The 12623-nt window shown below is 67.8% G+C and carries 11 protein-coding genes; 5 read left to right on the top strand and 6 right to left on the bottom strand.

The features are described from left to right. Window positions 1-14 precede the first annotated feature (14 nt). Together BS329_RS08600 and BS329_RS08605 are read right to left on the bottom strand one after the other, a co-directional pair. Entirely contained in the window at window positions 15-1223 is a 1209-nt protein-coding gene (locus BS329_RS08600) for a peptidoglycan-binding protein (protein ID WP_076157687.1), read from the bottom strand. A gap of 34 nt (window positions 1224-1257) precedes the next feature. Beyond that, window positions 1258-1572: a hypothetical protein gene (locus BS329_RS08605; RefSeq protein ID WP_076157690.1), complete on the bottom strand. Its 315-nt coding sequence runs from the start codon at window positions 1570-1572 to the stop codon at window positions 1258-1260. A 152-nt stretch (window positions 1573-1724) separates the two neighbouring features. Here BS329_RS08605 and BS329_RS42405 point away from each other — a divergent pair, with 152 nt between their 5' ends. Then, the gene (locus BS329_RS42405; RefSeq protein ID WP_143252924.1) at window positions 1725-1991 is read left to right on the top strand and encodes an alpha/beta hydrolase family protein; all 267 of its coding nucleotides are present in this window, start codon (window positions 1725-1727) and stop codon (window positions 1989-1991) included. A 213-nt stretch (window positions 1992-2204) separates the two neighbouring features. Here BS329_RS42405 and BS329_RS41765 read toward each other — a convergent pair whose 3' ends face one another. The 3 genes from BS329_RS41765 to BS329_RS08625 form a co-directional block, all read right to left on the bottom strand. Further along, window positions 2205-2786: a serine/threonine-protein kinase gene (locus BS329_RS41765; RefSeq protein WP_244197070.1), complete on the bottom strand. Its 582-nt coding sequence runs from the start codon at window positions 2784-2786 to the stop codon at window positions 2205-2207. Window positions 2787-2928: 142 nt separating this feature from the next. Then, window positions 2929-3117 carry a hypothetical protein gene (locus tag BS329_RS08620; protein WP_076157699.1) on the bottom strand — a complete coding sequence of 63 codons (189 nt, stop codon included), beginning with the start codon at window positions 3115-3117 and terminating at the stop codon, window positions 2929-2931. A gap of 763 nt (window positions 3118-3880) precedes the next feature. Beyond that, window positions 3881-4231, bottom strand: a complete 351-nt coding sequence (locus tag BS329_RS08625) for an ArsR/SmtB family transcription factor (protein WP_076157702.1) — start codon at window positions 4229-4231, stop codon at window positions 3881-3883. A 46-nt stretch (window positions 4232-4277) separates the two neighbouring features. Here BS329_RS08625 and BS329_RS08630 point away from each other — a divergent pair, with 46 nt between their 5' ends. Beyond that, window positions 4278-5630 carry an MFS transporter gene (locus BS329_RS08630; protein ID WP_076157705.1) on the top strand — a complete coding sequence of 451 codons (1353 nt, stop codon included), beginning with the start codon at window positions 4278-4280 and terminating at the stop codon, window positions 5628-5630. 286 nt (window positions 5631-5916) lie between these two features. Here BS329_RS08630 and BS329_RS08635 read toward each other — a convergent pair whose 3' ends face one another. Beyond that, the gene (locus BS329_RS08635; protein ID WP_076157708.1) at window positions 5917-6330 is read right to left on the bottom strand and encodes a TIGR03618 family F420-dependent PPOX class oxidoreductase; all 414 of its coding nucleotides are present in this window, start codon (window positions 6328-6330) and stop codon (window positions 5917-5919) included. 596 nt (window positions 6331-6926) lie between these two features. On the opposite strand from BS329_RS08635, the gene BS329_RS08640 reads away from it, so the two are divergent. From BS329_RS08640 to fabF, 3 genes are read left to right on the top strand one after another with little or no spacing between them, the layout of a single operon-like run. Continuing rightward, a complete protein-coding gene (locus tag BS329_RS08640; RefSeq protein ID WP_158075759.1) occupies window positions 6927-9584 on the top strand; it encodes an aldehyde dehydrogenase family protein in 2658 nt (885 codons plus the stop codon). Continuing rightward, window positions 9581-11329, top strand: coding sequence for a thiamine pyrophosphate-binding protein (locus tag BS329_RS08645; RefSeq protein WP_076157710.1), 1749 nt, complete (start codon window positions 9581-9583; stop codon window positions 11327-11329). The genes BS329_RS08640 and BS329_RS08645 overlap by 4 nt, the downstream gene beginning before the upstream one ends. After that, on the top strand, window positions 11316-12578 hold the full coding sequence (gene fabF / locus BS329_RS08650) for a beta-ketoacyl-ACP synthase II (RefSeq protein ID WP_076157713.1): 1263 nt from the start codon (window positions 11316-11318) through the stop codon (window positions 12576-12578). The genes BS329_RS08645 and fabF overlap by 14 nt, the downstream gene beginning before the upstream one ends. Window positions 12579-12623: the final 45 nt, after the last annotated feature.

Genomic DNA, 12623 nt, shown 5'->3' on the forward strand with positions numbered 1-12623 from the left:
CTCCGCTAACCGGCTCAGGTCGGCGGGGTGAGGATCTTGACGAGGCCTCCCCCGCCACCCATGCTGATCTTCTGCGAACCGTCGGGATTGACGTTGTTCGAACCGATGAACTGACCGTCTCCCGCGTACAGCACGACGTGTCCGCCGTTGTTCGAGATCACCACGTCACCGGGCTTCGCCTCGGAGAGCGGGACGGACTTCCAGCCGTCCGCCTCGAGGTTGGCCGTCAGGCCCGCGACCGACGCGCTCGCCTGGTTCTTGTCGATCAGGCCGGACGCCTCCAGGCAGCCGGAGACGAAGTTCGCGCAGTTGACGTTGTTGGGCACCCATGACTGCATCGCGGGCAACTCGCCGCTGCCCTTGAGGTCACCGGCGTTGCGGCCGAGGAACTGCTCGGCGATCTTGGCCGGGTTGTCGCCCTGTGCGTCGATCGGCTTGGCGGGCCTGCCGTCGCCCTGGACCCCGGCGACTCCACCGCCACCGCCGCCTCCACCGCCGCCGCCGTCCCCGCCACCGCCGTGATGGACGGGTCCCCCGACCCGGGAATCGACGGGACTGGCGTGGACGCTGGACGCCGTGGTCTGGCCGGTGTCGGCGGGCACCAGCTCCAGGAACCCGCCCTCGATTTCCAGGCCGAGCGGCTTGAGAAGGTCGTCGATCTGCTTCTCGGCGTCATTCAACGCCCGCTCGATCTCGTCCTTCTTGCCGTTGGAGTCCTTCTCGTTCAGCTGACGGAGCCGTTCGATGTCGGACGCGGCCGCGGCGATCTCGTTCTCGTCCTGGGAACTGTTCTTCCGCTTCCGCGCCGCACCGATCAAGGCGCGGTTGTCCGCGTCCTTGTCATTCGCTTCCTGCGCGAGTTGCGCGACCTTCTTCTTGACGTCGTCCAGAATCTCGGACACACGCTGAAGGATGTTCTTGGCCGCCTCGGCCTTGTCGCTGACCTTGTAACTCGCCTTGACGAGCTTCTCGAGGTGCTCGGCGACGGCGTCGGCGTCTTTGCCGTCCCATTCGCGCAGGACGTCCTCGCGGAATACCTTGAGATCGTCTCCGAGATCGTTGGACCGGGTGGCGGCTCCACCGACCTTCACCGCCTGGTCGTTGACCGCGCTCGAGTTGAGCTTCTGCGCCTGTTGGGCGTGTTTGTCGATGGCGTCCATCGACTTCGGACGATCATGCGACGGGTCGTCAAGCTCACCGCGATTGGGTTCTGTGGTGGTCATCGGTAATTCCCCTGGTCCCCGTCCTCAGTCCGAATCAATCCCGCTCGCGTTTGCCGTTACCGAGGATGCGCACACCCTCGGCCTCGTCGTTCCGCATACGCTCGGCGGCGTTGGCCAGCGCTTGCGAAGCGGCGTCGACGAGTTTCGCGGCGGCCGCCATCTCGGCGTTCACGCTGCTGTAGAACTTCTGGGTCGTCTTGCCCGAGTTGGCCGCGTTGCCCAGGTCGCCATACGCGCCTCCGGGATCACCGTTCCCCAAGTCCGTGCTCGTCTTGCTGTAGCCGTCCTTGAGCCCGCCGACCTTCTTGGCCAGCGCGGCGATCTGCTCTGGATCGAATCGGCGAGTCATTGAGTGATCCCTCCAGTCTCGGCGTCTGCGCCCGTGGTTTACCCGACCATGCTGCCCTACCCGCACAGCCTATGAGTTCCCAGCCACCCGTGCGCACGTTTCACGAAACGCGATGACGACGTTTCGTGTACACCGACGCATCCGGTCGCGCCTTGGTTCCCCGAAGCCGGACACATCTGGCGACCGCGTCACCCACCCGGGTGGTGATCCGCCTGCGATTCCTTTCCGGCCTCCCCGGGGTCCACCCGGGAGCCCTGCTGGACGACAGCAGGCAGCCGGCGCGGTGGCTGCGGGCCGCCGAGGTCGAGGTCCGCCTGGACGAGTTCCATACGTTCCAGATGTCGGCCGGTCGCACGACCGTGGCCGGTGACGCGATCAGGGAGGCGGGATCGTGGCTGCGGTCGACACTGGTCCGGTGACGGACTACGAGCGGGCCACGGCCCCGCTGCGCGGTGAGCTGCTGGCGCACAGCTACCGGATGCTCGGATCGTGGCACGAGGCGGAGGACGCGGTCCGGGAGACCTACCTGCTAACTCCGACGCGCACTGCCCAGGCGAGCCGCGGGCACGCGACTATTCCCTCGGGCCGCGCGATCGGGCCTTCGCCGCTACCGCCCCAGGGAGAACGTCCGGTCACCGCGTCGAACAAGGTGGCGCCGAGCGAAAACACGTCGCCGCGGCTTGGGCTTCCCGTCCGTCCGCCACCTCCGGCGCGAGATAGCCGGGCGTGCCGCCGATCCGCCCGCCTCCGGACTCGATGACCTTCGCCCATCGGGCGATCACGAAATCCGTCAGCTTCGCGGTGCCGTCCTCGGCGACCAGCACGTTGCTCGGCTTGACGTCGCGGTGCACCATGCCTCGCTCGTGCATGGCGGCCAGGGCGTTCGCGAGCTGTACCCCGATCCTTGCCGCTTCGATCGACGGCAAGCGGCCGTCCGTCTCGATGATCGCCGACAGGCTTCGCGACGGCAGGTATTCCATGATCAGCCAACGGACACCGTCGTCGATCACCACGTCGAAAACGGTGACCACATTCGGATGGTGCGGCCCGGCGCCGATCCGTGCCTCTCGCCGGATCTGCCCGCTGTCACCGGCCTGGGACTGCTTGAGCGCCACCACCCGGCCGAGTTCCAGGTCGAAAGCACGCCACACGACACCCATGCCGCCCGCCCCGACAAGCTCATCGAGCCGATGGCGTCCCACGACGACCTGCACGCGCGAACTTGAGCATCAGCGCCCCGCGAATCCGCCCGATACGAAATGCTCGTCCGGAATTCCGGGCACGGCGGAATACACCGAATTCCCGTTCGCCGGAAGCGGCCGGTTCAAGCCGGTTCAAGACTTCGCCGATTCCCGATCAGCAGGCCTCGGCAAGGGGCGGGGCGACACAGCACGCACCGGTGAAGCAGTTGAAGGCGGTTCCGGCCGCCTGGTTGGACCAGTGGTCGAAGTGATCGATCGCGAAGTCGGCTCGCTCCGCCGTCGCGGTGGTGATCCCGGTTTCGGCGAGCAGCGACCGGACGTTGTCGGCAACCATGGTCTGCATCGGATTCCCCTCGGTTCGCGGTGTCACTGGGTACCGGAATCCTCTCTCCGGCGACAAGGTGACGACAGTGCGAAGCCTCATCGGGGCGATGTGCCTTTTGCCTACGCCGAACGGGGCATCGGGTCCGGTGACGCGGCCCTGCCGGGCCGTTCGCAGGACTCGCCGCACACCACGCAGTCGAAGTGCCGCGATCCCCAGCGGGTGACCACGAGCGGCGGCCCCGGTTAACGTGGCGTCAAGGACCGTGGTCCGTGAAGGACTCACTAAAACCGGGAGGGCGGGTCGGTCCTGAGCCGATTCGGTTGGAGCCAATCAGGTTTCAGGTATCCACCGCCGGACGGCACGTGTGATCAGACGGACGACACGCGTGACTGGACGGACGACACGCGTGTCCAGCCGGACGACTCGGGGCGGGCCGTTCGGTCACACGTGTCGTCCATCTGATCACACGTGTCGTCCGTTCGGTCACGAGTCGCCGCGCACGACCCGTCCCGGGCGGAGAAAATCAGCCGTCGAGGAGTCTCTTACGGCAACGCACAGGCAGGGGTCGAGTCCAGCGGGGGCATGGCCGACGTGCGGATCGTCAACAAAACCTTCCACGACAACGCCGAAGGCTCGATCGCCTTCCACTGCGGCGACTTCGAGGGCACCAACATCCTCCGCGACAACACTTTCGCGGAAGGACCGGTGTGGCCCCGTCGGTGCGGACCACGACATCGGCGCCTACGAGCAGTGATCGCCGGCTCGTCGCCCCGCCTGAACCTCAATCGTGGTCGGGGATGCCGTGGAGGTGGTGGTCGGCGGCGTTCATGACCTCCGCGAGCAGGCGGCGGACGTGCCCTCCGCGGGCGCGGTAGAGGATCCGGCGGCCGTCGCGCCGCTGGCTGACCAAGCCGGCCAGCTTGAGCTTGGCCAGGTGCTGGGACACCGCCGGCCGGGCGATGGCGACCGCGGCGGCCAGCGACGCCACGTCGTACTCGTCCCCGCTGAGCAGCCACAACATCCGCATCCGTGTCGGATCGGCCAGCATCCGCAGCGAGGTGGACGCGGCTTCGACCTGGTCGTCCGGGGGAAGCGCGGACCACTGGACACCGGAATTGTCATGTGCGTACATGAGCACCTATCGTGGTGGAGAGGTCGCCGGCGGAGGATGATGGAGCATGTCGTTGCTGGGGCATCGGGACTACCGGCATCTGTTCGGGGCGCAGCTGGTCGCGCTGTTCGGCACTGGCCTGACGACGGTAGCGCTCGGCCTGCTGGCCTACGACTTGGCGGGCGCGAACGCCGGTGCCGTACTGGGTACGGCGCTGGCGATCAAGATGGTCACCTACGTGACCGTCGCGCCTCTGGCGGGCGCCTACGCCGACCGGGTGCCCAGGCGCCTGCTGCTCGTCGGTCTCGACGCCGTGCGCGCGCTCGTGGTGCTGGCACTGCCGTTCGTGGACCAGGTGTGGCAGATCTACCTCCTGATCGTCGTCCTGCACTCCGCGTCGGCCTCGTTCACCCCGGCCTTCCAGGCTGTCCTTCCCGACATCCTGCCCAGCGAACGTGAGTACACGAAGGCGCTGTCGCTGTCGCAGCTCGCCTCGACGATGGAAAACCTGCTCAGTCCGCTGCTCGCCGCCGTCGTCCTCGGCTTCGCGTCCTTCCACTGGCTGTTCACCGGCACCTCGATCGGCTTCGCGGCTTCGGCGGTGCTGGTGCTGAGCACCCGGATCCCCGACGCGACCCGCAGTGATCGTGGCGGTGTCCGGGACCGGACGCTGGCGGGGATCCGGATCTTCGCCGCGACGCCCCGCCTGCGCGGAACACTGGGCCTGGCACTGGTGGTCGCCGCCGTCGGGTCCGTGGTCATGGTCAACACCGTCAACTACGTCCAGGGCACCCTCGGCCGGTCACCGGCCGACGTCGCGATCCTGCTGGCGGGCAACGGCGTCGGCACGATCCTGGTCGCGCTCCTGCTCCCCCGCGTACTGGACCGGGCCCCGGAACGCACGGTCATGCTCACCGGCGCCGGAGTCCTCCTCGCGGCGATGACGGCCGCGATCGCACTGTCCACAGCGGACAGTGGCGACCGGCGGTGGCCCGCGGCGCTGGCGACGTGGACGGTCATCGGACTCGGTACCGGGCTGGTCCTCACCCCCGTCGGCCGGGTGCTGCGCCGGTCCAGCACCGCGAGCGACCGGCCCGCGGTCTTCTCCGCCCAGTTCTCGCTGTCCCACGCCTGCTGGCTGCTCACCTACCCGGTCGCCGGCTGGCTCGCCACCACCGCCGGGTTCACCACGACCTGGATCGCGCTCGGCACGCTCGGCCTCGCCGGATTCACCCTGGCGGCCAAGTCGTGGCCGCGCCCGGACCCCTGCTTCCTGGAGCACATCCACCGCGGCACCGGCACCGGCCACCTCAGCGACGCCGAGGAAGTCGGCGACGGGCTCTGGCGGCACAGCCACGTATTCGTCATCGATCGCGAGCACCGCCGCTGGCCCGCCGCAACGCGCCCCGTGCGGCGATGAACAACAGGGCGGCACCAGGAACGATCCCGACCAGTGACAGCAGGAACGCCCCGAACCGCTGACTGCCCACGGAGTCGGTGGATCGCCCCTGGCGATGCCGTGAAGTTGAGCTGGACACCGAACCAGATCAGGACCACTCACCGGTCGACGCCGACGCCGACACCGAAGCCGGCGTCACCATCATCACGCCCAACAGCAGCCCCGAACTCAGGTCATCTTTCAGCGTCATGCGGTGAACCCATGGGCGGCTCACAGCCCACGCCACGGCCGAAATACGGATTCTCGGTCAAGCGCCGCCGAACGGTTCGACACCGACGACGCGGCGGACGCGGAGGGGTTCGATCACCATTGTGACCCGCTGCTCGCCCGGCAGCAGCCACTCGTACGGCGTACCGACGTACTTGTGCGCGAGCCGGTCCGTGTCACGTCCGGCCTCCGGTCCTTCGACGAACCGGGTGACCCGGCCGTGGATCTGGACGCGATCGAAGGGATCGGCGTGGTGCGAGAGACACACCCGCGGATCATGACGCGGGTTGCGTTCCTTGACCCTGCCTACCGAGGTGTTGAACCAGGGAGCGTCACCGTCCAGGCCCACCCACATGGGGCTGACGTGCGGGGCTCCGTCCGGGCGAGTGGTGGCGACGTACCACACCGACGGCGCCGCCAGCCGTTCCCTCACGTCCTCCGGCAACTTCTCCATGTCCACGCCCCTCAGCACTCGGCGGATACCGCTGTCACGGTCACCGCAGTATCCCCCACGGACGCTTTGTCCGGCAGCGAGCCGAATTCCCATCCGCGACGGGGCCGAAAACGACCTGAATTCGCACCAGCCGTCCTCGATCCGTATTCGGCCGCCTTCACGACGTCAGGATCGGTCGGCGAACGATCGGACCACTCCGGAAAACACGTCTATTCGAAGAATTGCATAATTTGCCAACTCATTCGAGCGCATTACCGAAAACGGGCGGCTTGCCTACACCGTCCGGCGCGCACCCAGAAGGATGACTCGCGAAGCGCCCGAATTCGGCACCCGACCGAACCTGGCGCACCCAGATGCGGGCGGGTAGCATCGGGGACTTCGAGCACCGACGCTCATCCGATCGGCCATCGGAAGTTCGGCATTCCACCACAAACAGGGGGTTGTCGCGGCGTCCGGACCACCGGAACCACACTGTTGTCGAATTGCCGATATCGATTGTTTCACCAACCAATCGGGTTGACTCGGCCTGGACCTGCGATCGGTACGTCCCAGGCCGCATGGAGGTAGTTGCAGTGGCGCTTCCTGGGGAAGCAAAATTGATCCACACGGACTTACACGGACTACACGAGACAATACTGCCGGACGTCGAACTGGACGCCGTCCGCACCGCCACCGAATTGGCGGGCCGAGGGGTCCGGCGCGGAGACACGGTTCTCCTGATAGCGGACAATTCGGTGGAATTCATCGCGATCCTCTTCGGACTGATCCATCTCGATGTGAGTATCGTGCTCGCCGACTCCGGGCAGGTTCCCCGGCAGCACCGGCGACTGGCGCTGCTGACCGGGGCCGAGTGGGTGATCACGGACGCCGACCTCGGACGGGTCGCGGAGTTCTCCGATATCGCGAAAGTACTTCTCAGCACCGACCTGCGCGGAGACCCCGGCAGGCCGGTCCACGGTCAGCGACTGTCGTTCGACGCGTGGCGTGGCAGGAACGACGCGCTCATCACCTCCTCGTCGGGGACCACCGGGGCGGCGAAGGTCATCGTCCGGTCGGGCTCGGCGATCTGGGAGAACTCGGAACGGACCCGGGAGCGACTCGGCTACCGCCCGTCCGATGTCCTGCTCCCCCTGCTTCCCTTTTCCCATCAGTACGGTTTGTCGCTTTTGCTGGTGTGGTGGCTCGCGGGTTGCTCACTCGTCGTCGCGCCGCGGGTGCGCGTGGACCACGCGCTGGAGGCGGCCGCCCGGGCCGGAGTCACCGCTGTCGACGCGACGCCGTCGACCTACCACACGGTGCTCGGCATCCTCGAACAACGACCGGTGCTCCGGGACCGCCTCGGCTCGGTCCGGATGTGGTGTGTGGGTGGAGCCCCTCTCGGCAGGCCACTGGCGAAGCGCTTTCAAACCGTGGTCGGCAGCTCGCTACTGGACGGCTACGGCAGTACCGAAGCGGGGAACATAGCCCTCGCCACACCGGACGATCCACACGGATGCGGGCACCCACTGCCCGGCGTCGAACTCCAGATCCGGGACGACGGCGGGAAACCGGTGGCCGATGGCGAGATCGGCGAGATCCGGGTGCGATCGGCGGGCCTGTTCGAGGGGTATCTCGCCGAGGACGGCACCCTCACCCGCAGGGACGGCGACTGGTATCTCACCCACGATCTCGGATTCCGCGACGGCCAAGGGCGGCTTCACGTCATCGGCCGCAAGCACGCGGTGCACCGCCTGGGATACACGCTCTACCCGGCGGAACTGGCGCGCAAGGCGGAGGCGTGCGGGCGTCCGGTCACCGTCGTCCCGCTCGACGACGACCGGCGCGGTTGCCGTCTCGTGTTCGTCGTGGCCGATCCCCACCTGGGACCCGGGCAGAACTGGCGGCAGCGGATGAGCGAGCACCTCGCCGATTTCGAGCAGCCCAACCAGGTCGTGGTGGTGGGGGCCTTCCCGGTCACCAGGAACGGCAAGCCCGATCAGGACCGGCTGAAGCAGATCGCGGCGGGCTCGATGTCCACGGCGGAGTCCCGCCCGGCGCGAGTCGAGACGTCCGAGCCGCCTGCCGGGCCCGACAGGGCGGCCCGCCTCGCGGCGGTACGGTCGGCCATCGAGGCCGATCCAGGGCCGGTGCTGGACATTCTCACCGAGATCTCGAACTTCCGCTCGGCCGAGTCGGAGATCTGGTCCGCACTGGACACCCTGCGGGGCGCGGTCGCCGAAGTCGAGAAGTACCGTCCTGGCCGAGTACCGGGAATGGCGGTGTTCATGCCGTCGAACATCGTCTTCTACTCCTACGTCCTGCAGTTGCTCGTCCCCTCGCTGTTCGTGGACGAGATCGGTTTCCGATCCTCACAGCAGGTCGCGGGAACCATGCGGCGGCTGCACGAACTGCTGGCCCCCATCCACGGGTTGCCCATCACCCTTCATCCGCTCACCCAGCGGGAGTTCCTCGACGGCCCGGTCGCGCAGGCCGATCTCGTCACCTTCACCGGGGCGTACAAGAACGCGGAGCAGGTCAGGACGGCCATACGGAAGGACCAGCTGTTCCTGTACTACGGGCAAGGGGTGAACCCCTTCATCGTCGCCCCGGACGCCGACCTCGACAAGGCGGTCACCGACGCCATCCGGATCAGGCTGTTCAATTCCGGCCAGGACTGTTTCGGCCCGGATGTGTTCTTCGTGCACCACGGCGGCTTCGACCGGTTCGTCGGACTGCTGACCGAACGGGTCCGGGAACTGCGCTTCGGCCAGTACACCGATCCCGGCGCGGATTACGGTCCGCTGTACTACGAATCCGCCCTCACCGACGCTGTCGACTTTCTCCGGGAGCACGGCGAGCACATCGTGTCCGGCGGCCAGGTCGACTTCCGCACAGGTCATCTCCAGCCGACCGTCCTCGCCCGCCCGATGAGCACGAAAGTACCGGTCGCGGAACTGTTCTCGCCGATCTTCAACGTGATGCGCTACGACAGCGATGCGCAGCTTCGCGAGCGCGTCACCTCCGAGTTCTTCCGCGAACGGGCGATGGGAGCGATGGTGTACGGGGACGACACCGGCATCGCCGACGTGCTCGCCGACCGGCATCTGGTGTGCCACGACACCACGTTGCTGGACGTGGACAACGGCAACGAGCCGTTCGGTGGCCGCGGCATGATCGCCAACTATCTCGCCCACCGGGGTAGACGCACGGCCCGGCCACTGCTGATCTCCGAATCGGTCGCCGAACACCTCACCCCGGATCGGACGTCCGCATGAACGCGGTCACGACGCGCTATCCGAACGCCTGGCACGCCGCGGCGGACTACCTCCGGCTCCGTGGCACGACCGTCCTTTTCGGACTCCCCTCGGACGATCTCGAAGCGCTGCCCGCGGTGGAAGCCGCGCGGTTGCGGCTGATCCTCTGCCGCGACCAGCGCAACGCGGTGTTCATGGCCACCGGGTACGCACTGCAATCCGGGAGTCCGGGCGTCTGCGTCGTCGGTAAGGGGCCCGCGGTCACCAACACGCTGACCGGCGTGCTCGAAGCGCGTTCTTCGGCCGCACCACTGGTGATCCTGGCCGCGGGCACCGGCGGCGACCGGCGCGGCTCCGGCGCCTTCCAGGAACTGGACCAGGTCGCGGTGATGACGCCACTGGTGAAGCGGGCCTACCGGATCGACCACCCGGATCGGGTCGTCCCCACGCTGGAGAAAGCCTTTCTCGTCGCGACCAGCGGTCAGCCAGGCCCGGTGTACGTGGAGATCCCCGACCACCTCCTCCGGGAGGAGGTCACCCGCGACCGCCCGTGGTCCCTCCACACCGGCGTCACCGGGACACTGGTTTCCGATCCTGCCGACCAGGCGGCGCTCGAAGTACTCCGCGGCAGTCGCAGGCCGACGCTGGTGGTGGGCGGCGGCGCACGGCACCGCAACGGGGACCACCTCATCGAGCGGTTCGCGGAACGGATCGGGGCGGCGCTGCTCAGCACCGCGTCCGGCCGCGGTTGCCTCGACGAGACGCACGAGTCGTTCTGTGGCCTCGCGGGGCTGTACGCGCCTCCGGCGACTGCGGAGCTGGTGAAGACCAGCGATCTCGTCATCGCGCTGGGAAGCAGGCTGGAGGAGACCGCGGCCTTCGGCTGGCCGGGATTGGGGACGACGATCCCGGTTCTGCAGGTCGACGTCGATCCGCTCGGGCTGTCCACGGAGTACTGGGGGCCGAAGGTGGTCGGAGACGCCGCCGCGACGCTGCGCGCCTGGCTCGGGCGGCTGCCGGAAGGCCTGGTCCCCCACCGTGGCTGGCTGGACGAGATCCGCGTATGCCGTGAGACGCTCCATCGCGATCGGCGGGAAACACTGGAACGCCTGGGAAAGAGCGACGACATCCACGTCGCCGAAGTGCTGGCGGCGATCGAGGTCGTCGTTCCGCCGCACCGGATCCTCGTCCAGGAGAACGGCTTGCAGGACATGTGGTCCTACCTCTACCCGTTCTCCAGCTGCGACCGCGGCGGTGGCTCGATCGTCCCCTCCGAACAGACCAGCCTCGGGTTCGGCACGGCCGCCGCGGCGGGAGTGCGGTTGGCGGCCCCGGACCGGCCGGTGGTGGTGTTCGCCGGGGACGGTGCCTTCGAGATGGTCCGCGCCGATCTCGCGACCCTGGCACGGGAGCGCATCGGTGTCCTCTACGTGGTGCTGCACAACGGCGGCTACGGCTGGCTGCACTCCCAGCTCGGGCGGCTCGGTCTCGACCCCGGGCGCTTTCCCTTCGTGACGGCCGGGGAGGCCGAGACCGGCACGTCGGTGATCCCGGGTCTGGAGCAGGTCGTCGTCACGGAGAAGGACGACCTGGAACGTCATCTCGACCGGGGCCTGCGAGCCGGCCTCACCGGAAAGGTCTTCCTACTCCACATCGGGGTGAGGCTCGACGACGTGCCGCCGTTCCTGGACGCGCTCGCCGGGGACTTCCCGGAAACCAGTCCGTCCGCACGAGAATCGGAGGCAGGCCCGCATGATCGAGGATGAAGTACACCGCGACCGGCGGCGAGCCGTCATCACCGGCTGGGGAGCGATCACCCCGGTGGGTCTCACGGCCGACGACACCTGGGCCGCACTCCTCGAGGGCCGCTGCGGGATCGCGAAGATCAATTCGTTCGACACGACCGGGCTGCTGACGCAAATCGCGGGTGAGGTCAAGGGTTTCGACGCCGACGACTACATGCCGCACAAGATCAGCCGCCGGATGGACACCTACGCCCAGTACGCCGTGGCCGCGACAGTCCAAGCCGTCGAAGCGGCCAAACTGACGATCCCGCCGCATCTCGCGCCGCGGGCCGGGGTGCTCATCGGCTCCGGCTACGGCCCGGTCGGCTCGTACTACCGCCAGGCCGAACAGCTGCGGACGAAAGGCCCACGCGGGATCAGCCCGTTCTCCGCGATCACCGGTGCGATGGACAGCGCGTCCGGCGAAGTCAGCATGATGTTCGGCGCGACGGGACCGACCAGGGCCATCAGCACCGCGTGCGCCACGGGCACCGACGCGATCGGCGAGGCCGCGCGGTGGATCCAGCACGGATACGCGGACATCGTGCTCACGGGCGGCACGGACTGCTGTGTCACCGCGGTCGACATCGCGGGCAGTTCCAACGCGCGAGCCCTGTCCAGGCGCAACGACGACCCGGAACGGGCGTCACGGCCGTTCGACAAGGACCGGGACGGCTTCATCATGAGTGCGGGCGCGGGCGCTCTCGTCCTCGAAGAAGCCACCGGTGCGATCAGCCGGGGCAGGAACATCCTGGCCGAAGTGATCGGTTACGCCAGCACCTCCGACGCCTACCACTGGACCTCGCCGCACCCCGAAGGCCTTGGCGCGCGACGTGCCATGCGGAACGCTCTCGCCGACGCGGGCATCGAACCGTCCGAAGTGGACTACATCAACGCGCACGGCACCAGCACCGAACTCAACGACGAGACCGAGGTCCAGGCGATCCGGCAGGTGTTCGGGGAACACGCCGTGAAGATCCCGGTCAGTTCGACGAAGTCCATGACCGGGCACATGATCGGCGCGGCGGGCGCGGTCGAGCTGATCGCGGCGGGTTACGCCGTGCAAACCGGCTTCGTTCCGCCCACGATCAACTGCGACACCCCGTTGGACACGGAAATCAACTTCGTCCCGCACCGTCCGCAGGAATGGGACACGCGGATCGCGATGAGCAACTCCTTCGGATTCGGCGGTCACAACGCGGTGCTGGTCATCCGGCGGTGGGAGGAATGATCCGGCCCGGGCCGGGTCTCCCACCGCGCGCTTTCGGAGTACCGC

This window comes from Amycolatopsis coloradensis (genome assembly GCF_001953865.1).
GTDB classification, from domain to species: domain Bacteria; phylum Actinomycetota; class Actinomycetes; order Mycobacteriales; family Pseudonocardiaceae; genus Amycolatopsis; species Amycolatopsis coloradensis.

What these genes read in the sequence shown, in the direction of transcription:
- BS329_RS08600 (WP_076157687.1), bottom strand. Translation starts at nt 1,223, where the DNA reads ATGACCACCACAGAACCCAATCGCGGTGAGCTTGACGACCCGTCGCAT.
- BS329_RS08605 (WP_076157690.1), bottom strand. Translation starts at nt 1,572, where the DNA reads ATGACTCGCCGATTCGATCCAGAGCAGATCGCCGCGCTGGCCAAGAAG.
- BS329_RS08620 (WP_076157699.1), bottom strand. Translation starts at nt 3,117, where the DNA reads ATGCAGACCATGGTTGCCGACAACGTCCGGTCGCTGCTCGCCGAAACC.
- BS329_RS08625 (WP_076157702.1), bottom strand. Translation starts at nt 4,231, where the DNA reads ATGTACGCACATGACAATTCCGGTGTCCAGTGGTCCGCGCTTCCCCCG.
- BS329_RS08630 (WP_076157705.1), top strand. Translation starts at nt 4,278, where the DNA reads ATGTCGTTGCTGGGGCATCGGGACTACCGGCATCTGTTCGGGGCGCAG.
- BS329_RS08635 (WP_076157708.1), bottom strand. Translation starts at nt 6,330, where the DNA reads ATGGAGAAGTTGCCGGAGGACGTGAGGGAACGGCTGGCGGCGCCGTCG.
- BS329_RS08645 (WP_076157710.1), top strand. Translation starts at nt 9,581, where the DNA reads ATGAACGCGGTCACGACGCGCTATCCGAACGCCTGGCACGCCGCGGCG.
- fabF (WP_076157713.1), top strand. Translation starts at nt 11,316, where the DNA reads ATGATCGAGGATGAAGTACACCGCGACCGGCGGCGAGCCGTCATCACC.